At 38.5% G+C, this 19,399-nt stretch carries 19 protein-coding genes and 1 riboswitch; of the genes, 4 read left to right on the forward strand and 15 right to left on the reverse strand.

The window, feature by feature from the left end; genetic code table 11:
• Positions 1 to 15: 15 nt before the first annotated feature.
• The 5 genes from JN080_RS00320 to JN080_RS00340 all read right to left on the reverse strand — a co-directional run bounded on the left by JN080_RS00320 (position 16) and on the right by JN080_RS00340 (position 5,356).
• On the reverse strand, positions 16 to 1,956 hold the full coding sequence (locus JN080_RS00320; RefSeq protein ID WP_256233886.1) for a TOMM precursor leader peptide-binding protein: 1,941 nt from the start codon (positions 1,954 to 1,956) through the stop codon (positions 16 to 18).
• Positions 1,956 to 3,893 (reverse strand): putative thiazole-containing bacteriocin maturation protein, encoded by a 1,938-nt coding sequence (locus JN080_RS00325; protein WP_256233887.1) that lies wholly within the window; start codon positions 3,891 to 3,893, stop codon positions 1,956 to 1,958. Before JN080_RS00325 ends, JN080_RS00320 begins: the two co-directional genes overlap by 1 nt.
• Positions 3,894 to 4,050: 157 nt before the next feature.
• The gene (locus JN080_RS00330) at positions 4,051 to 4,326 is read right to left on the reverse strand and encodes a heterocycloanthracin/sonorensin family bacteriocin (protein WP_256233888.1); all 276 of its coding nucleotides are present in this window, start codon (positions 4,324 to 4,326) and stop codon (positions 4,051 to 4,053) included.
• Between the two features lie 265 nt (positions 4,327 to 4,591).
• A complete protein-coding gene (locus JN080_RS00335) occupies positions 4,592 to 4,927 on the reverse strand; it encodes a hypothetical protein (protein WP_256233889.1) in 336 nt (111 codons plus the stop codon).
• Positions 4,928 to 5,092: 165 nt separating this feature from the next.
• Entirely contained in the window at positions 5,093 to 5,356 is a 264-nt protein-coding gene (locus JN080_RS00340) for a hypothetical protein (RefSeq protein ID WP_256233890.1), read from the reverse strand.
• 258 nt (positions 5,357 to 5,614) lie between these two features.
• On the opposite strand from JN080_RS00340, the gene JN080_RS00345 reads away from it, so the two are divergent.
• On the forward strand, positions 5,615 to 6,274 hold the full coding sequence (locus JN080_RS00345; protein ID WP_256233891.1) for a lysozyme family protein: 660 nt from the start codon (positions 5,615 to 5,617) through the stop codon (positions 6,272 to 6,274).
• A gap of 77 nt (positions 6,275 to 6,351) precedes the next feature.
• Here JN080_RS00345 and JN080_RS00350 read toward each other — a convergent pair whose 3' ends face one another.
• Positions 6,352 to 8,178: an APC family permease gene (locus tag JN080_RS00350; protein ID WP_256233892.1), complete on the reverse strand. Its 1,827-nt coding sequence runs from the start codon at positions 8,176 to 8,178 to the stop codon at positions 6,352 to 6,354.
• A 211-nt stretch (positions 8,179 to 8,389) separates the two neighbouring features.
• A riboswitch (cyclic di-AMP (ydaO/yuaA leader) is annotated at positions 8,390 to 8,534 on the reverse strand.
• 206 nt (positions 8,535 to 8,740) lie between these two features.
• Here JN080_RS00350 and JN080_RS00355 point away from each other — a divergent pair.
• Positions 8,741 to 8,869 (forward strand): bacitracin ABC transporter ATP-binding protein, encoded by a 129-nt coding sequence (locus JN080_RS00355; RefSeq protein WP_256233893.1) that lies wholly within the window; start codon positions 8,741 to 8,743, stop codon positions 8,867 to 8,869.
• A 143-nt stretch (positions 8,870 to 9,012) separates the two neighbouring features.
• Here JN080_RS00355 and JN080_RS00360 read toward each other — a convergent pair whose 3' ends face one another.
• The 7 genes from JN080_RS00360 to map all read right to left on the reverse strand — a co-directional run bounded on the left by JN080_RS00360 (position 9,013) and on the right by map (position 16,487).
• Positions 9,013 to 9,594, reverse strand: a complete 582-nt coding sequence (locus JN080_RS00360; protein WP_256233894.1) for a competence protein ComK — start codon at positions 9,592 to 9,594, stop codon at positions 9,013 to 9,015.
• Positions 9,595 to 9,927: 333 nt separating this feature from the next.
• On the reverse strand, positions 9,928 to 12,603 hold the full coding sequence (locus JN080_RS00365) for an SH3 domain-containing protein (protein ID WP_256233895.1): 2,676 nt from the start codon (positions 12,601 to 12,603) through the stop codon (positions 9,928 to 9,930).
• Between the two features lie 323 nt (positions 12,604 to 12,926).
• The gene (locus JN080_RS00370; protein ID WP_256233896.1) at positions 12,927 to 13,502 is read right to left on the reverse strand and encodes a hypothetical protein; all 576 of its coding nucleotides are present in this window, start codon (positions 13,500 to 13,502) and stop codon (positions 12,927 to 12,929) included.
• 13 nt (positions 13,503 to 13,515) lie between these two features.
• Entirely contained in the window at positions 13,516 to 13,776 is a 261-nt protein-coding gene (locus tag JN080_RS00375) for a hypothetical protein (RefSeq protein ID WP_256233897.1), read from the reverse strand.
• A gap of 355 nt (positions 13,777 to 14,131) precedes the next feature.
• Complete coding sequence (locus tag JN080_RS00380; RefSeq protein ID WP_256233898.1) at positions 14,132 to 14,371, reverse strand: glutaredoxin family protein; 240 nt, start codon at positions 14,369 to 14,371, stop codon at positions 14,132 to 14,134.
• Between the two features lie 306 nt (positions 14,372 to 14,677).
• The gene (locus tag JN080_RS00385) at positions 14,678 to 15,487 is read right to left on the reverse strand and encodes an MBL fold metallo-hydrolase (protein WP_256233899.1); all 810 of its coding nucleotides are present in this window, start codon (positions 15,485 to 15,487) and stop codon (positions 14,678 to 14,680) included.
• A gap of 259 nt (positions 15,488 to 15,746) precedes the next feature.
• Entirely contained in the window at positions 15,747 to 16,487 is a 741-nt protein-coding gene (gene map / locus JN080_RS00390) for a type I methionyl aminopeptidase (protein ID WP_256233900.1), read from the reverse strand.
• 318 nt (positions 16,488 to 16,805) lie between these two features.
• Between map and JN080_RS00395 the strand changes: the two genes are divergently transcribed.
• A complete protein-coding gene (locus tag JN080_RS00395; protein ID WP_256233901.1) occupies positions 16,806 to 16,916 on the forward strand; it encodes a YjcZ family sporulation protein in 111 nt (36 codons plus the stop codon).
• Between the two features lie 166 nt (positions 16,917 to 17,082).
• Entirely contained in the window at positions 17,083 to 17,562 is a 480-nt protein-coding gene (locus JN080_RS00400) for a hypothetical protein (RefSeq protein WP_256233902.1), read from the forward strand.
• 67 nt (positions 17,563 to 17,629) lie between these two features.
• On the opposite strand, the gene JN080_RS00405 is transcribed toward JN080_RS00400, so the two are convergent.
• On the reverse strand, positions 17,630 to 18,160 hold the full coding sequence (locus JN080_RS00405; RefSeq protein ID WP_256233903.1) for an HD domain-containing protein: 531 nt from the start codon (positions 18,158 to 18,160) through the stop codon (positions 17,630 to 17,632).
• 237 nt (positions 18,161 to 18,397) lie between these two features.
• Positions 18,398 to 19,303 (reverse strand): thermonuclease family protein, encoded by a 906-nt coding sequence (locus tag JN080_RS00410; protein ID WP_256233904.1) that lies wholly within the window; start codon positions 19,301 to 19,303, stop codon positions 18,398 to 18,400.
• Between the last annotated feature and the right edge of the window lie 96 nt (positions 19,304 to 19,399).

Consider the following 19,399-nt stretch of genomic DNA (forward strand, 5'->3'; position numbering starts at 1 on the left):
CTCCTGCTCATCAATTTAAGGAAACGGATGCGGATGTTGATTCAGCTGTTCATAGGTTAACGGCCGATTCGTATATCCAAGCTTCATTGGAATATTGAGCACCCGCTCCAGACCTCTTACCCGTGTTAGGTGGTGTCCAAATGTCATTGGCAGCATTCCTGGAATGAGTACTTTAACGCAATATAGTCCGTTCCGTTTTGTTACAGGCGTGGACTGATCAACAACAATAACATCGAGATTTAAGAGGCGAAATCTTTGGAAGAGCTCCTCAAGATCATCCCTCAAATCCTTGTTCCTCGGATGGGGCGGAAATTCCTCGACAAACGTTCTTAATGGACTGCTTTGGTTCAATAAAAAATTCAGGCGTTCCTCGGCCTCTGGCAGGCCATAGAGCAGTCCATGATCCTCCATCGTTTCGACTGCATACGGATCATTAAGCATCCGTTCATATTTCAAGCGGTTTTGCTCTAGTTTTTCATCATGGCGGTACATCATCCCAGCAAGTTCAAACAGCGCGCTTTTTACTGCCTTCACAGGGTCGGGATTTGCCCCAGCGGCACAAATTAGGTTTACTCCCTTCAAATTTCTGTTTTTTGCGATTCCCCAAACGCTTGGAATCTTATGTTCCATTGTTGAATTGTAAAGATAAACATCATAGCCCGCCACCTCACGCAGCCGGTCAACCATCAACTCTAATTCTTTATCGTTAGTTGAATAAAGATCAAGTGGTGGAAGCGGGAGTTGGGCGTACCAGGTTATCAGAAACGAATCCCGTTCCACAACTTCTAAGATTCCATGAAAAATTGCCTCCTCCAAACTCCTCCCTAATGCACATCCGTTCGAAGTCTCATAAACAAAGCCCTCTCCATCACCCAAGCTGTAATAAGCGAGTAACTCTGGAACGAGCATCGGACGATTATTTAAAAAGGAATAGCCCCAGACCCAATTCATTGGCACTTTGGGATCAAAAGCTTTAAACGGAAAATTACTATTCCCGTAACACTTTTTTTCATGTAAACCGACAGATTCTGGATTCAGTGCTATTGTCTTTACGTTTTGATAGCTATCTCGAACCGTCCGCTTTTTCCCACGGGGCCCAATTCCGCAGTACCGCTCCAGTCCTTCTAAAATAGCTGTTAGCTCACTTACTTCGTAAGAATGCGATCGGCCTGCGGTTCCCTCATCTGCCCCAAATAGCGGCATATTTACGATGACATCCGCAAACGGCAAGGAGTTGTCATGGATCATCCCATTAAAAACCCCTGTACGAAGGTCAAGATAGTCTTTGATTAGCACAGATTTCAAGTCTTCGATTGGATGGCAGCGAAAACTTTCCTCACTAATTTTCGGTCTGGCAGCAAGTTTCATTTCCGCTAATTCTGCAGTATCAGCGGGCAAATGACCACACACGGGGCACTGCGGGTCTGGCAAAACAAAGTGCCTGGACGTCAGAAGCGTTCGCAAATCGATAATGAACGCATGCTCTTCTATGCATGTAGGTTCACCTTGAAGGAGCCTCTGTACCTCCCGATTGATCAGAAAGGCCATCTGAGATAAACCGGTCCGCGATGACCATGCGTCTGGCTGCAAACCTTCCGTCAAAGCGAGCTTATTCTGCAGCTCCCACATTTCTCTCCTGTAAGGTCCAGTTAGCAAACGCCGCAAGTCGGTACAGGTTGAACATCCAGGCCGATCGGGAAAAGAGAATGGACCGATAATCCCCTCACCAAACGAAACAAACGCACGGAGCATGGGGATCCCGGCAGACCGAAAAATCTCTTCTGATTTGTGATAGATCGATGGGTGCCAGGTATCATCAAGTATTAGTACCAATTCCGATTCGTTTGGAATTTCAGCCAAGCTGCCGTGACGTGTTACCTCAAAATGACTTGACAAGAGTGTTTCGACATAATCCGCTAATAAGCAGGTCCCTTCAATAAAAATACTGACTGCCATCAGGTTTCCACCTCCTGCAGCAGAACACCAACTACCCTAACAAGCTCCTCCTGTAAAAATGGTTCGAAGCCAATGTCATAGACAGCTAATCGTTTGTTGGCTTGATTTATCACCTGAATCGAGGAACGCAGCAGCTCTAATTGCGTTACCTCTTCACATGTAGGAATTTCAAGTGTTGATTCGTTTAGTTTTAAAAACACGGATCCCTCTGCCACCTTCAGTTCATTTGTTCTCACCTGGTTTTGTGCATCCATAAGTGCTTGCTTTAAGGCACTTCTTAACGCCAATGTTGTATTCAAACCCACTTTCGTGTAGTGTTGCCCCTTTGATCTAACCCATATCACAGGGAAGCCAAGTAAATCCTCTTCCATGCCAATTGCCGGAACTTCATGCAATGTTGTCAAAGCATGAAAATAAAAGCGGCAGCGCTGATCTTCTATCCTTCCCATCTTCAATCGATAGCTTATGCCTCGCTTTTCTACCGTTCTCTTTCGCAAACACTCCTCTAAATATGCCTGCAGGCCTCGACAGACCGCCTCTTCAACTGATTCTCCCGCTCCAATTCCCAGCAGTCCCGCTGAACCTTTCACACCAGCTGTAACTTGGCCTTCCATCCATCTTGAAACATACATTTCAATTCCCGCCAGCCCCGCTTCCTTTTGTGCTTCCAAATGAGTAAAACCAGAACAGACTTTTTCTGGGAGAAGTTCAGCAGGGCCGTCTGACAGCGGGTCGACCGCTTGAACATAGCACTGCGCAAGCGGAAGCTGTGATAGGTTATGCTCCTCCCAAGTGTGAAAAATTCCTGTTTCTTCTGATGTTAACCGTCCAAAAAAGTCCAATAGATTAGGAGGATGTTCGTTACGTTTTATGTCTTTATTAAACATTTCATCTAAATCTTCTATCAATCTAGGCGAAACGTCCTTTGCTGCAGATAGTGGGTGGGTTATGAAACTCAACCACTCCCCTTCCATTGTCTCCATATTAAGAAAATAAATTTGATTACTCTGATTGGGTGCTGCAACACCTGTTACTTTTTTGAAAAATTCAAACACCGCAACATTTGCCAATACTGCAGCGGCTGTTGATGAATTTTTTTGCGGTCGATCCCCTCTTTTTAGTGCGGACTGATGGATGCGGTGCCATGCAGATTCAAAGCAACCATCTGCTTCCGGAACGACAACTGGACCGGCCAGTCCGACTTGTTCTAAACAAATGGCAGGAATAAATGCCTTTCCTTCTTGTTTGCATATATGATTTAATTCTCTTAGCTGTTCTATACTTCCATCCTCTGTGACATACAACACCCAATCATAGGGCCTAACTTCTTCCCGCCACAGACATTCCACCCGTTCCTGTTGCAAAAATACTTCCATTACCTCAACCTCAGAGTCTTTTGTCTTCATATGTTGAACAACATCTTGCAAACGTTCCCGATTTGTTGCAGTAGTATCTAGAAAGATAACATCACATTTGGCAATTCCCGATTCAAGTAACGAGGTAATCATCGAAACAGCCATGAATCCCGAGCCAATCACCAATGGCTTGGTCTGCCGGTATTGCTGAAAACGGCAAGCAGCAGAATCAGTAAAATTTTCAATGAATTCAATTTGGGAAGCATACCTTTCAAGAACAGTTCTGTTTAAGTAATGTGGCCGGTCCTTGCTTAGATCGCGGACAAAGCCATTTTTAACCAATGTTTCACTAAGCTCATAGACTCTGTTTCGATAAGGTTCTGTTAATCCTTCAGTCAAGTCGGCCAATGTCTGCTCACCATTGAACATTGGCACCAGTTTTTCAATCCATTGATAGATGGTTTGGCCTTCTAATCGGAAGGAGCTCACATTATTTCGAAAATACACCCCGCCATTTGAATCAGGGACAAAAAATGTATCTCTTTTAACCTTTAGTCTTGATGAAGAATTCAGTATTGTCATTCAAAGCCTCCTTAAAAAATCGTGCCTATTTAACCACTAACATTTTATGTAAAAGTACTTGTCCAATATGATAAAAAGAAGCCGACAATGAAAAGGAGCTATAAATTTCTAACAAAATCATACCCCTGCAAACAATTCAAGCAGGGGTACTTTCTTTTTAGATAAAGCCGATGCCTAAACCGAAACAGCCAAAGCCAAATCCCACACAACCGAAGCAGCCACCACAGCCACCACAGCCACCACAGCCACCACAACCGAAGCAGCCACCACAGCGGAATCCTCCACAGCGGAACCCGCCACAACCAAATCCACAACGTCCACAGCGCCGAATGTCTGCTCCAAGTTGTTGGCTCATCGGATCCATAGGAATTAGCTCACCAGCATGATATTGATCCATCCCCAACATTTGTAATTCATTTTGAAAATTTTGCATGTGTACCTCCCCTTTATCATTTACTTTTAACTAAATAAACCCACACCCGAAGGAGAGTAGAACTAAGGTAATTTGTTAGTTAATTTTCATTAGGAACAAAAAATACCACGTGTACTCTCTTCAACAATATATTTTTAAGATTAGGTCGTTGTTACTGAATGAAGCGCCTATTTATTTGGGTGAGCACTTCTATGTAAGAAAATGTTTTAAAAATAAGAAAAGCTGCCACAGTGGCAGCTCCGAACTACTAACAGACAAGACTCTGCTAATCATTACCATTCATTTTGCTAAGCATATAACAGGCTCCATCCTCAGCAAAATATAAAAATTTACCACTTTCCACATTAAAATTAACCTCATTTTTGTCATAAATCAGCTGTGCTTCCTGGACAAATTGTTCAACTAATTCAATCGGTGGATCAAGGATGATATCCTGCCATTTATTTGTTATGACAAATCCTTTTGGATTCCTTCTTCTTTTGGGTTTTAGCTCAGCAGTCCATGTCCCGTTAAGAAGGACCGTACTTGCGGTTATATGCGTCTTCCTGTTTTGGATCGACCAAATTTTCCGGCAATTGCATCGATGTATTTTGCACTTCATTTTCCCACACCCCTTTCACTAAAGTAAGAAAGGACTATGGTAATTCTATTCACCAAGCATTCAATTTATTTTGAAAATTAAACGTACATTGAAACGGCATTTTGTATGTTTTCGGCTTTTTCCATTTGTCTGGCCTTTGTACTAGATTCTTGAAAATAGAGAATACTAGGATTGGAGCTTTCCACTAGAAATGGAATTAGATACCCACGGAAGCCAAACCTGACCGATTTGCTTTTCCCAATCAATCGGATCCGTAATGGTTTTTTGTTTTACAGGTTTTTGTATGACCTTAAGCGTAGACTTCTCAGGCATGATTTCCACCGTTTGGCCAGACTTTAAAGACTGAATCATTTGCTTTAACTCAAAAGCTTCACGGCCCAATTCATCGATCCGTTTTTCGAGTTCTTCAATAGTTTGGTTTTCGTTCACTTTATCTCCTTCTTTTCTCAGAACTTTGTTTATTTTCAAAGAGATTCTAACCAAATTATCCCAAAAATTTCACTTCTTGTATACTCTTTCCATCCAACCTCCAACTTGTTTTGTTTTATCCTTTACTAACTACTTGGCATGATTTGCTTCAATGGCTAGAAAATTACATTTCTGAAATTTTCCAAGTAATTTTGGTACTTGCTAGCTTGTTTGGATTATACTATCCTTAAAGTAAATGAATTTAGGAGAATCGTAGAAGTGAAAAAACGAAGACGGAAAAAAGCGAATGCCAGCTTCGTCGTGCTACTGTTGCTTCTAGGTACCTTTTTGCTCATAATAGCCCTTTCCAATATGCAGTTTGGTACACCCCCGGTGAAGTCTGATCCGTTTACAAACGTGAAAAAATATCGTTCATCCATTCATAATGAATTAGCTAAATATCATTTAGAAAATTACACTACTGTCTTAGTGGCGTTAATGCAGCAGGAAAGTCATGGTAAAGGAGGAGATCCTATGCAGGCTTCTGAATCGGCTGGATTTCCTCGAAATACCATAACTGATCCGAGCAAAAGCATTCAGCTTGGCGTTAAACACTTTCAGCGGATTCTTGCATATGGTCAACAAAAAAATGTCGATTTTGCCACGATTATTCAAGCTTACAATATGGGAAAAGGATATATTGACTACGTTGCGCAGCACGGCGGCAAACACAGTGAAGAGTTAGCACAAAATTTCTCTCTACTCCAAGTCCAAAAAGCACCTAATCTTTATACTTGCCAGGGAGATAAAAAAAATTTCCGATACCCATACTGTTATGGTGATTTTACATACAGTACGAAGGTAACGAAAAATATTCAATCGTTAACGGCAAGTGTGCCGGTCGTTGGAAACAAAAAAACAACCAATCAATCCTTTTAGGATGACTCGGTTGTTTTTTTACGGTTAAGAAAGTTTTCTTTTTCAAATCCACGGAAAATGCAGTAAATCAAACATCACTATTCCTTTAAATGAAATGGAACAGTTGACACGACTACATTTTTTCGCATAAGAAGGTAGGCACGAATAAGTATGCTTGTCTGGTTATGGAGAATGTTTTGCCACCTTTTTTTAGTAATAAACTGTGGTATTAAAACGGTAACACTATAATTCGATTCATTTGCCTTGTGTTCTACCGTATCGATAAACTTCATTAACGGATTGAGGATACTACGGTAATAGGACTGTAACGTGACTAAGCGAACATCGGGCTGCCATTTTTTCCATTTTTCCTCAAAGATTTTTTCATCCTCCCGCTCAAAGGAAACGTAAACGGCAATCATTTGATCAGGTGATAGCGATTTAGCATAATTTAAAGAATTTTCGACAACGTGTGTCATACCCGCTACAGGAACAATGATAATATTTCCCTTAATCGGTTTAAGTTGTTTGCAATTTGATAAACTTAGTTGCTTTCCTACTTTTAGATAATGTTTTCTTATTTGGTGAAAAATAATGACTAGCAGTGGTAAAAAGATAAGCACAGGCCATACTTGCCCAAATTTAGTGATAAAGAAAATCATCATCACAATAAAACTAATTAAAGCTCCAATTAAATTAGTGATTAGCTTTACGAGCCAACCAGGTGGCTTTTCACGGATCCATTTGACCAGCATCCCTGTCTGGGCTAATGTAAATGGAATAAACACACCGACTGCATAAAGAGGAATTAAATGTTCCGTTCGACCTTTAAAGCCAATAATTAATAATATCGAAGCAATGGCCAGAAAGAGTATTCCATTTGAGTATCCCAATCGATCTCCTCTAATGGTAAACATTCGTGCAATATATTTGTCTTTTGCAAGGTTAACAGCCAGCAATGGAAACGCTGAATAACCTGTATTCGCAGCCAGAACTAAAATTAACGCGGTTGTCCCTTGAATAAAGAAGTAAACATAGTTCCTTCCAAATGTTTGCGAAGCAATCTGAGAAACGACTGTTTCATCTGCTCTAGGGGCGATTCCGTAATAATACGCTAAATAAACAATCCCTGAAAATAGAACAGCCAGTAAACATCCCATCGCAATTAACGTCTTCGCTGCATTATTCGGTGCGGGGCTTTTGAAATTAGGAATCGCATTTGAAATTGCTTCAACCCCTGTTAAAGCTGAGCAACCTGATGCGAACGCCTTTAACAGCAAAAATAGACTAATTCCGGCAACAGGTGTTCCAATAGCCGGGTGTGCGGCTGCCGGAACATGACCTGTAAGAATATGATATAAGCCAACTACAATTAAAATAAATAAGGCCAAGACAAATAAATAAACAGGATACGCAAGTATTGAAGCTGACTCCGTTATCCCTCTTAGGTTTAAAATGGTAATAACAACAACCAGCAAGCTCGCAATCACTACATTGTAAGGAAGTAAATTAGGAAAGGCAGATGTAATTGCATCGGTTCCTGCCGAGACACTAACAGCAACGGTTAAGATGTAATCCACCAGCAGGGATCCACCTGCAACCAAACCGGGATTTTCTCCTAGGTTTTCTTTAGATACAACATAAGCCCCGCCCCCATGAGGATAAGCAAAAATTATTTGCCGATAGGATAAAATAAGGGCAATCAATAAAATAAGGACGCCAATCGCAATTGGAAGAGAGTACCAAAGTGCTGTTGCACCTATTGTCACTAATACAAGCAGAACCTGTTCTGGACCATATGCCACCGATGATAAAGCATCAGAAGAGAGGATTGCCAAAGCTTTTGTTTTGTTAAGCTTTTGATCTCCTAATTCGGTTGATTTTAAAGGACGACCGATTAAAAATCTTTTAACTGCAGAAAACACAATGTCACCACCAAAACTCATTATTTCTTTTTTACTAGCCAATTCAGTTTTAAAAATGAACGTGCATAAACGATTCTTAATTCTTTTTAGCTTACCCACTTTCTTAAAGGCAAATCAAAGATCTAAGTTGGATTTTCTGTTAACAACAAAAAAATCCACACGGCAAAGAGAATAGCCCTGTGGACTTTCAGTAAATAGTCTCAGCTGCTCCACCTTCTCTCTTAAACGCTTCCGAGGTTAGCTGTCGGGTTTGGGACAAAGAGTATCCCTTCCTATATAAATAGGATTCACCCCAATTGGTCCAGAACACCAAAAAATGGGTCCCCCGTTCCTAAAGGATTAAGCGATTTAGAATTATGAAACTGTTGTTAATATTACTGCTATATTCCTATTATGTAAATATAAATTAATTACAAAGCTTCAACTGAAGTTTCAAAAGATTCATATATATTTAGCTCATTTGACCCATCTTTTTAACTAAATCATGTATAATATAAGTATGATATTTGTTTCTTTGTCAATACTATTCCTTGAAAAGCCCTCAATAAAAGGAGGATTGGATATGATCAAAGAAAATACCCCCTTACTGTCAGATGACTTTTTAGACGAAGTGGCTAAAGAAATAAACCAGATGTTTGGCGGTCAAAACCAAATCGAAGAATATAGTCTAAACGAAGAAGCTTCCATTTAAAAAAGGCTTACCAAAGTATGGTAAGCCCTTTTTAAATGTCACTATTAATAGGATTCACAAGAACATTGGTCCTGTCCATAATCAAAAAAACCTTGAAGCATGAAATGCTTTCGTACTTCAAGGTTTTTCCTGACTAACTGTGTTCAATTTTCGTTTTGTCCATTAGAGATGTCCTTTTGGTCATTTTGGAAGGTAGTATCTATTTGTTTATCTGATTGTATTTGTAATCCGCCTCTTGGTTCGAGGTAGAAAGTTATCGGACTATTTTCATTTTCAGCGATCATTCTTCTAAGCTTTAGGGTCCTTTGTAATTTATTAGTAAAGGTTGAAAGTGTGCAATCAATTATGATTGAATGATCATGGCTGAAATAAATCTTTGTTTTGTTTTTTCCTATGCTCTTAGCCCCTTTCACATGGATAAGCGAGATCCAAACACAATCAGGCCTTTTTGGCGATTTACTAGGAAATAGGTATAATCCTAAATGTGGATTTAATCTTACGGGATACATTTTAACATTGCCTAGATTTGCTTTCGCAATATCCAACGATTCACTAAGACTTGTACCCATTTTTTTCAATGACGAAGTAAGGATTTGTTCTGAAGTACGATTAACACGGAATGTCTGATCCGTTTCGATGACCAATGTTTGCAGTTGACCATGATGGCTGTAGATACCTGTTAACAGGATTGTTTTTTCATTTATAAAATAATTTTTAAATGACATTGCTTATTATTTCCCCCTTAAGGAATAACCAGTCCGAATATTTGCCGCAAAGGGTTAAAGTTAGGAGGACCCCCTGCCTTAACCAATCCATTCTTTTTACAACACGTTATCTATAATACCTCATTTTTTGTTGCCGTGTCATTTTTTTCCTTGCAGCCTGTTTTTCTCCCGTCATCTATTATAAAACTTTTCAAAATATTGTAAACATCCTTTTTGATATTTTCAAAGAATATCAATTATTGCAGAAATTTGGGTTATTCAGTTGAATTACAAGAAAAAGAACTTCAAAAAAATTCGGGCTACCAATTGGAAGCCCGATACTTTTGTTCATTTTCACTGATAATGTGGAATGTCTAAGACGAGTTTATATGAATCTAGTAAATTGTATAGGTTATAAATCTGGTTTACTTGCTTTGAAGCCCAGCCAATATCTGAGGCATACTGGTGGGAGGCTTCGCCTTTTGTAACAGCGGAGCTTGGATTCCATCTCATTTTATAAAGGGTATCCTGTCCTGCGTTAATATACCCATTCGCAATGAACTGGGCACCTCCAACGATAGCTGCCTGTGGAGTGAACCAGCCTGCATTATAGGCAAATTGGGCACCACTAGTAACAGCTGAAGCATCATAGGCACCAATTCCATACATGTTATAAACGGTTTTTCCATTAATCCCCACACCATTTGCAAGTTGTGATGTACCATTTCCAGTCTCAAGCAGTGCATGGGAAATTAAATAAATTTCATTAATTCCGTATGTATTACCAGCATCAATAAAGGCTGCAGCCTGTCCTTGTAAGCTGCCTTTTCCAGCAAGAATTCTGTTATCAACTTCTGTCGCACTAAGCTTTGTCGGTACCGAGAGCTTCAGAAATTGAAGCGAGTCAACTGTATTATTTAAAAAATGAGATGGATCTATATAATAAGCTACATCATCAGGGCTAGCATTCACCCACGTCTTATTAAAATTGACCCGATACCAGTCATTTCCATCCGTTCCCTTTTCCTTCGAGAGAATTTGCAGTGTATCTGAATTGGTTACCTTGCCGACTACCCAATAGTTTGTACCTGCCCCGCCTCTAATATTCCATGAAGTTCCTCTAACTGTTCCACTTGAGGAACCAGTCAGTGTTAAGGCATCCGCCCTTATGTAGGAATCATACTTTTTATCAGTTTGTGGACTAACAGCCATTTGAATTTTCGTCATATCACTTAAACTAATTGTATAGTTTTGGTACGCTTTTTCAGGCTCACCGCTATTTAGAATGGGATTAAATGGTTCGCTTGATAATAGGTATTTCGAGCTAACGTATCCAGCGGCTCCGTTAGCTGTTATCCTTGCCCAGCCATTTTCTTCTGACAAAACCGAAACAATCGTTCCTCTTGCCAGCTTCGTTATTACTGATGCACTGTTTGCAGCTGCGGAACGCATATTTAAACTAGAACCATAAATAACATTTACATATTTGACCACGCTTTCACCTGTATATGACCCGGAACTATTTACTGGTAAGGTGTCAGTTCCTGAATTGCTTTCTACTTTCGACCCTGTTCCGACTTCATTCTCTCCTTGTGAATCTGTACCTTTACCATCAGGCATAGCGTTGGCTCCGGCATTGTTCCCCGAAGTCGAATCTGGCCCAGCATTGTTGTCTACTGCTGAGTCTTTTCCGGCAGAAGGTTTTGTTAGCGATAAGTATTCAGAGCTGACGAAGCCTGTTTGTCCGTAAGCCTCGATTTTTGCCCAACCATTAGATTCAGCGGAAACAGTTACCCCAACACCCCGAGCTATTTTTACAATAATTGATGAATTTGCAGATGCACTTTTACGCATATTCAAGCTCGAACTAAGACTTACGTTAACATATTTCGTTACGACTGTTTGTTCTTCTTTACTAGTCGTAGCTGGTTTTGTTTCGGAAAGAAAAGCGGAACTAACATATCCTTCTTGACCGCTCGCTTGAACCTTTGCCCAGCCATTTGAATTAGAATAAACCTTTACTTCAGTCCCATTTAATAACTTTGCCAGAACTGTGGAACTTGTCGAAACATTTTTTCGTAAATTCAAGCTTGAACCTGTGCTTACATTCACATATCTTGTTACCACCTGTTGAACGGGAGGCACGCTAGTTACGGGGCTCTGTATTCCGGCAGATAAAAATTCTGAACGAACATAGCCTGTCTGCCCATATGCCTCAATCTTAGACCAGCCCCCAGCTTCTGAATAAACCTTTACCGCTGTTGCTTTTGCTAGTTTTACAATAATCGATGCACTTGTTGAAGCAGTCTTTCGTAAATTTAAAGAACCACTGCTTATATTTACATATTTGGTTGTCGCTGCCGGTGCATCAGGTGTTGAGGCGGAGGCGATGGACTGCCCTACAGTCGGGGGATTGCCCGGACTGCTAATTGAATTGGTGTTTGATAAAAAACTAGAGTTGACATAGCCTTCCTTCCCATTTACGTTAATCCATGACCAGCCATTTGTTTCCGAATTGACTGAAACTGCTGTTCCCTTTGAAAGAGCACTGATCACTTCTGCACTAGTTGAGGCTCCTGTTCGCAGATTCAAAGAACCGCTACTTACATTTACATATTTAGTTGTCGCGGCAATGGACGAACTCTTCTTTGCACTGCTGGATGGGTTAGTTGAAGATAGGAAAATTGAACTTACATACCCAGCCTTGCCATTAGCTTTTACCCATGCCCACCCATTTATTTCTGAATAAACGGTTATTGCTGTTCCTTTTGATAGAGTAGCGATAACCGCGGCACCCGCGGAAGCACTGGTACGCAAATTTAACGATCCGCTGCTTACATTTACATATTTAAGAGTACCTTCACTAACGATTTGAATCTGGGGTGGATTTGTTTGCGCCGCGTGGACTGCTTCCTCAAAAGCAATCGTAGACAAAGCTGCAAAGCAAAAAGTGGGCAAGATCGCTTTTTTTACGATACCTCCCTTCCTCTTATGTTCTTCTGATCTACTTCTCTTGATAGTTTGTTCCATAACTCCTCCTCCAATATGCCAATCCCACAAATATGTATAAATATTACAAGCAAACTATAAAAAATGTTATTTTTAGATAAATCTTACCATATTTCATAGGTATATATAGCTTCTAAGCATGAAAAAAAAGAAAAATTTAACGAAAATATGAGACTTTGGTCAAAATAGTTCTTATTCATGAGTTATAAGTCCTGTATATAAACGGAGAATATTTCTTTTCAAAGTTTGAGAGAAAAAAAAAGAAGGAAACCGCAAAGGCTACTTCCGCTGGAAGTTATTGCGGTTTGATTTGAAGTATCATCCAAATGATTTTTCGGTGATTTTTAGAGAATATCTCTTTTTAGAGAGCTTTTAATTAGCTTAATTTCTCCACTTTTTGGAACTATTTCACTGATATTTTCATATTTTTCGTTGATTTTTGCTTGCTCCTGATTTTCTACTTTGTATTCCTTGAAGGACCAGCAAAAGAGTTTCCGTTCGACTCTTCCTTTTTCACCAATTAAGTTGAACCAGTTTTGCGCCACATAGAAAGGGTTTGTAAGGATTCTATCAATTATAAACGAAATTCGCTCTTTTGCCTCCTCTTCTTCAAATTTTGTTTTAGAGGAAAGAGCCAATATAAAATAGTTTTTAAACCTATCTAATTCAAGCAATTGTAGATGATAAATGCCACGCTGATTTTGATTAAAATCTAATATGACGGTTTTAATGCTTTTTTCAACGTCTATTTCAAATTTACTAGCATCTCTCCAGGTTGATATACGAGAATTAAAAATGGACAATGTCAGTATATAATATGCAGCATAATTCTTCGGATCATATACTTCTTTCCCAACTCTGTTTTCATCTTCTGGTACAACAATAAACTTTTTATAGTCAGCAAAAAAATTTTCGCTCATATTATACCTTCTTTCATAACTTGATGGAATAGATAAACTTGTCATCATCTTTTCTAGCTGCCGTTTTTTGAAAATTTTTATCTTTAAATGGAATTGCAGTTGAGAAAGAAAAATCCTTTGAAATTTCATTTACCTTATAATGAAATGCCGTGAAAACAAAATTTTCGGGGTATTTCTCGTAAACTGTCAAAAATACTAAGATCAGTGGGCGGACGATTATTTGTATTTTATATAGTTCTTTATTAAAATAAAAAATTCCTTCCTTTTCTTCCATAAATCCACACTTGCCTTTATTTTAATCAAAAAGTCCTATAATTTTAAACGAAGATTGTCGCAACCGTGTTCATTAAATTACATTTGTCTTACTCGGCGTATTTATTGCAAATAGATCCTCAGCTAAAACATTGAATGCGCTTGATGCTAAAAAGAGAGTTCTCAGCCGGCTGAGAACTCTCCTTTTTTTATAATTGTTAATTCAGCAGTTGATTTCCGCTCCAAACAACAAGGGTACAAAATCAACAATGACCTTTAACACAGCCTATAATGAAAGAAAATAGAGGTTCATTACAATGGGTTCAGTAACGATAAAAACGGGAAATTATGGACATTCAGAGTCAAGTTACGCTTTCTTACTTTTTTGCTATTTCGATTAGTTCTTTCAATTCATTAGTAAATCCTTTTACCGCCTTGTCCCCTACAACGGTGACAGGAACACCCAAAAATCCAAATTTTTCAACCTCCTGTTGATAATCAGGGTTGGCCAACACATCTCTCACCTCAAATGGGATGTTTTCCTCAGTGAGCACCTTTTTAACCATTGTGCATTCAATGCACCCTTCAGTAGAGTATATGATTACTTGTTTTTTCATAACGTCTATTCTCCTTGTATATTCAGTTTAATCTTTTAAAATTTAGAGTAATCGGTTAGCATCATTTTCAAATTGATATTTACCGATACTGGACATAACCCGCTACATTTCCCAATGTTTTCGTAAATTACTACGATTATTGATGATGAAATATAAAAAAATTCGGTATAAGTCCCATAATTAGCGGGAAACCTTTGACTTTATATGACATTTTTCTTATTTATAAATCCATAATTTACATCTTACGACATCTTTACAGTTGGAAAATGTCTATTCTTGCGCTTTCCCGAGAAATAAATCAGTTGTTTAAGATTGTTCTTCTTTCCATACCATTAGATTTTCTTGATGCCTTTTTGTAAGATTGGTTACATAGGTGTAGCCCTTTTCTACGAGGAACCGCCTAAACCCTTCTTTGCTTAAATTAGATTCGATCAGCATAAAGTAGTCTTCTGAAGCTTTAATCCTTTGTTGAATTTCAAGTGGATCTTCCGTCACCCTACCATGACCTGAGATTAAAATCAGGTTACTTTTGCTTTCAAAGATTAGTTTACACCTATTCAATGTATTCTTATATTCAGAAAAACGATAATAGACAAAAGGAAATTCAAGATCGGAGAGGTAGTCACCGGAAATCAACAAATTTTTGTCGTCAATTACTGTTAGAAGACCATCATCTGTATGTCCAAACGCATGATAGAATGTAATTGATGTTTCCCCAATTTTCAACTCTTCACCATCACTGCTGATCGTAATATCGATTTTTGGATATTCGATTCTGTTCTGACGGTCAATGTAAAGCTCATCATCAAAACTGACTATATCCCTCAGCTGCTTAACTTTGAATCGACTTTCAACAAACTGTTGACTTGCAATCGTTTTAGCATCAGGAAAAGCTCCATAGCCGACAATATGGTCGAAATCGGAATGGGTAAATAGCACATAGATAGGCTTGTCCCGTTTGATTTTATCAACATATTGACGAATTTGCTCGATTTCATTTGGATGATACCCTGGGTCCACCACGATGACAAGATCCTCCGTTGTAATAACAGTTGAATTCATTTTAAAAAAGCTGCTCTGGAAAACAATTATACTGTTATTTTTAAAAGTAATCATCTTATTTCTCCCCCCGATTCCTTACGATTTTTCCAAACCTAAATACTAAGGAATACTACTATACACCAGCCGATTAGAGGGATCTATGTCAAAACATCCGATACAAACGGACCCCGATTTGATCAATTGCTTGGTCATTGATAGGAAGGATGATGGAGGCCAAGTAACCTACATCCCGATCCTTTAATAAAATCTTATACATTATACTTCTAGATTAAACTCGACAGCATTACTTCTTATTGATAGCGTCTCGGTTTTTTTATAATGTGATAATAATTGGTCCATCTTTTGTCAAGATCATTGTATGTTCATATTGCGCGACAAAACTTTTTTCAGTGATATAGGTCCAACCGTCACCTTTTTCAAAAACTTCCTCCTCAAGGGTTGAGATAAATGGTTCGACAGCTATTACCATACCTTCCTGCAGTAATTCATCCCCTTCTGTCTCATAATAATTAAAAATATATTCAGGAGATTCGTGAATTGACTTTCCAACTCCATGTCCTGTCAGGTTTTTAATAACTGTGAACCCTCGCTTTCTCGCCGTTTGATAGACAACTTTTCCAATCCTACTTTTTTTAGAGCCGGGAATTGCTTTCTTAATTCCTTCTTCAAATGCTTCTTTCGCAACCTTACACATATTTATTAATGCTTCATCTCCTTCGCCGACGACGATTGAGACACCTGTATCCGCAAAATAGCCGTTTTTTGATCCTGAGACATCAATATTCACAATATCTCCTGCTTGTATGATCCTGCTTCCAGGAATACCATGTGCTACCTCTTCATTTACACTGATACAAGTGTACCCAGGAAAATCATATTCGCCTTTCGGAGCGGAGACGGCACCCTCCTTCTCAAAAAGTTCACCAGCAATATCATCCAATTCTTTGGTGGTAATACCAGGTTTAGCGCTCCGTACCAATTCATCTCGAATGGCCGCACAAATCCTGCCAATTTCCTTTAATCCCTTAAAATCCTCTTCTGTTTTTGCAATCATGTTTTTTCCCTACTTACTTTTAAAATTTTTTAATAAAATCAACTCATCACGAATTATATTTTAGCTGTTATTTAATCAAACATACAAGTTTCTACTAACCTGGACACAAAAAAGTTATTGCCATAATATTTAGTTCTTTAATCTTTAAATAAGAAATGCTAGAGGTAAATAATATGTTGCCATAAATCCGGGAACATAGCCATTACCGTCTAGAAATATGCCCTTTTTTGTAAGAAGTGATCACCTTTGGCTCTTCGTCCATACTTTTGGACACATTTTTACATATTATAGAGTAACCTATTTAAGGAGGTGTTTTGTATGGGAAATGGCTGCGGCGGCGGTGGAAACACTAGCTTTGCTTTAATTGTTGTATTGTTCATCTTGCTTATCATTGTAGGTTCTGCTTACATGGGTGGAGGATATTACTAAGCATAAGAAAGTTGCCTCCAATTAATCTTCTCATCTAAAAAGCGCCTTAGGGCGCTTTTTTCACTAGAAACCATTTTCGTGAACATCTGAGTAAATAAAATGTATCTTTCATGTTTAAATTAGATATGATAAATTTATAGTTGACTATGATTATTTGGAGGAGATTATGCTTACTTTTGCCGAAAAATTGGCTATTATAGAAAGTTTCCCTGAGTTAGAGCGAAAAAATGTGTCTCTCGGCCGGGTTAATTTTCAATTAAAAAACAGTCTATCTGATAAAAAAAATATTGTCTATCATCTTCACCCTAATGGAAATGGTTATGTGTTTTCAGGCCAATTGCTTGGTTATGAACAAGACGACAAAGGAATGACAAATATCCGTGATTTCTCTGCTGAGGAATTGAAGAAAATCATTGCCGAAGCAATTCAATCACTTACTGTTGTTAAACAACCACCTATTGCAGAACAAGCAATTATCGGGGATCAACAGGAAGAACGCTGGGTCAATAAAGCAAAAGACCAGCTATTATTGATTTATGAAAATGAGGCTTGGAATATCTATTTTGGTTTAAACCTTGACGCTACTTTTGATACGTACGGAGAGGCAGAAGAATTTCTAAGAGAAGAAGGCTTTCACCGAGTTTAAATAATCTCTAAATACATATTATTTTGCTTATAAAGCTGTGCAGTTTATCAAAAATTGCCCAGCTTTTTTACATTCCAGAATCAACTTCTTTTAAATACTTATCAATTAGTCCATCTAAGCGAATAATACTTCGTTTTGCCCGATTGTATTCAATTTTCCGATAGTGGTGCATACCTCCATCTTCTTCGTCCCTCTCATCGGCAAGTTTCACGACCTGCTGCAAAGGGGTTCTAACAATGTCATTTGAAGGTAAGAATGAATCAGTATGAAATAAAATAGCAAGTGCGATTGTTTTGGCCTTAATCGGATTTTCGCCAAGTCTAATTAACAGCTTGTGAGCTCTTTCTGCTCCTTTTATCGGATGTATATCATTTTGTCGATAAAGATCATAATCCCATTTTCCATTACTGTACCATGTATAATGACCTACGTCATGGAGGAGCCCCGATTTTGCCGCAATATCGACATCCAGATTTTGTTCCACAGCCAAATGAAAAGCATGGTATGCAACAGCAATCGCATGGGCTAAACCAGAGCGGTTTAAAAATTTTTGAGCAATATGATGCTCGAATATAGTTAAGAGTGTTACATCTCTCATATGTTTCTCCCCCCTAATTTAGATTTTTTACCAATCATTATATTATATTCACCACTTTAAAAGCCACTATTTTAACGGTGTTTATGAAAATTTTAATAAAAAAAAACAGTTACTTAAAAAATAACTGAATGATTACTACAATAATTCTAGTTTTTCATTTTCCAAAAAATAATAAAATAATAACCTGTTGAAGCTATGAATGAAGGTATTCAATGTCATTCCAGCGCTTTTGTTCTCTTACCGTTTTGACTTTCGATATCCGGCATCAATTGCTTCCTGTTCCGTGCAGAACCATGCAATATTATTTTGTACAGTATCGTAATAGGCCCCGCCCGGAACATGATAAACGTGTGAATTAACATTTCCTTTAATTTTTCCTTTACAGTTACTATTAGTTTCTTGATCATCGCTAGGATTATTTTGAAAATTTCCTCCCGACTGACTCGTAGACGATGTATTAGAATTAGTCGAAGGCTGTTGACCAGAACCGTTGACTTTATTTGGATGAAAGCCGTCTTCTTTCGCATAATCCTCAATAGACCATATCCCGATTCCTTTTTGTTGGGCTTCCTTTTGAAGAGCATAAAATTGGTCCACATATTTTGTATTTGGTGCATAAACGTATGCTACTCGAGCTAATCCTTCTTCTAACAGCATTTCATTAAACATTTTCCCATCTACATAAATATAAGCAAGCAACCTGCCATACTTATCACGACCGCCGCCGATTCCAAGTTCAATTTGGACTTTTCTACCTGGGTATAAAGTCTTTTTTGTGAAATCGGATGCTTCAGGTCCAAATGGCTGAACCCCTAAACGCGGATGATGTGTTTCTGGAGTATCCACACAAAGCATTCGAACTGTTTCGTTTTTCCCATTTACATTAATAGCTATTGTATCCCCATCTATATTTTTGACAATAGTAGCCGGGAGCAACTGTTTACTATCGTCAGTAACAGAAGCAGTTTGTTCCGAGTTAGTCTGAGGACCTTCATTAGCTGTAGTTTGTTTGTTATTGCCCTCTACTGATTTTTCAACAACTACCGGCGATTTAGTTGGTTTATTTGTATTTGAAGAATTAGCCGCAGAACATCCTGAAATCACTAACATTGCTAACGCAACAGCCGAGATAAATTTTCTCATTATTTTTACCTGCCTTTAAAAATTCTCACATGTCATATTGTACCAAAAAATGATGCGATCATCTTATTATCAATCAAAAAAAGAGTGAAGGTTATC

The organism is Bacillus sp. EB600, from assembly GCF_024494385.1.
Classification (GTDB): Bacteria; Bacillota; Bacilli; order Bacillales; family Cytobacillaceae; genus JAEVLT01.

Bases quoted from the DNA above. Each gene is read 5' to 3' on its own strand.
- JN080_RS00410 (WP_256233904.1), bottom strand. From the start codon at position 19,303: ATGAGAAAATTTATCTCGGCTGTTGCGTTAGCAATGTTAGTGATTTCA.
- JN080_RS00320 (WP_256233886.1), bottom strand. From the start codon at position 1,956: ATGGCAGTCAGTATTTTTATTGAAGGGACCTGCTTATTAGCGGATTAT.
- JN080_RS00380 (WP_256233898.1), bottom strand. From the start codon at position 14,371: ATGAAAAAACAAGTAATCATATACTCTACTGAAGGGTGCATTGAATGC.
- JN080_RS00400 (WP_256233902.1), top strand. From the start codon at position 17,083: ATGCTTACTTTTGCCGAAAAATTGGCTATTATAGAAAGTTTCCCTGAG.
- JN080_RS00370 (WP_256233896.1), bottom strand. From the start codon at position 13,502: ATGAGCGAAAATTTTTTTGCTGACTATAAAAAGTTTATTGTTGTACCA.
- JN080_RS00385 (WP_256233899.1), bottom strand. From the start codon at position 15,487: ATGATTACTTTTAAAAATAACAGTATAATTGTTTTCCAGAGCAGCTTT.
- JN080_RS00405 (WP_256233903.1), bottom strand. From the start codon at position 18,160: ATGAGAGATGTAACACTCTTAACTATATTCGAGCATCATATTGCTCAA.
- JN080_RS00325 (WP_256233887.1), bottom strand. From the start codon at position 3,893: ATGACAATACTGAATTCTTCATCAAGACTAAAGGTTAAAAGAGATACA.
- JN080_RS00395 (WP_256233901.1), top strand. From the start codon at position 16,806: ATGGGAAATGGCTGCGGCGGCGGTGGAAACACTAGCTTTGCTTTAATT.
- JN080_RS00365 (WP_256233895.1), bottom strand. From the start codon at position 12,603: ATGGAACAAACTATCAAGAGAAGTAGATCAGAAGAACATAAGAGGAAG.
- JN080_RS00375 (WP_256233897.1), bottom strand. From the start codon at position 13,776: ATGGAAGAAAAGGAAGGAATTTTTTATTTTAATAAAGAACTATATAAA.
- JN080_RS00360 (WP_256233894.1), bottom strand. From the start codon at position 9,594: ATGTCATTTAAAAATTATTTTATAAATGAAAAAACAATCCTGTTAACA.
- JN080_RS00330 (WP_256233888.1), bottom strand. From the start codon at position 4,326: ATGCAAAATTTTCAAAATGAATTACAAATGTTGGGGATGGATCAATAT.
- JN080_RS00355 (WP_256233893.1), top strand. From the start codon at position 8,741: ATGATCAAAGAAAATACCCCCTTACTGTCAGATGACTTTTTAGACGAA.
- map (WP_256233900.1), bottom strand. From the start codon at position 16,487: ATGATTGCAAAAACAGAAGAGGATTTTAAGGGATTAAAGGAAATTGGC.
- JN080_RS00335 (WP_256233889.1), bottom strand. From the start codon at position 4,927: ATGAAGTGCAAAATACATCGATGCAATTGCCGGAAAATTTGGTCGATC.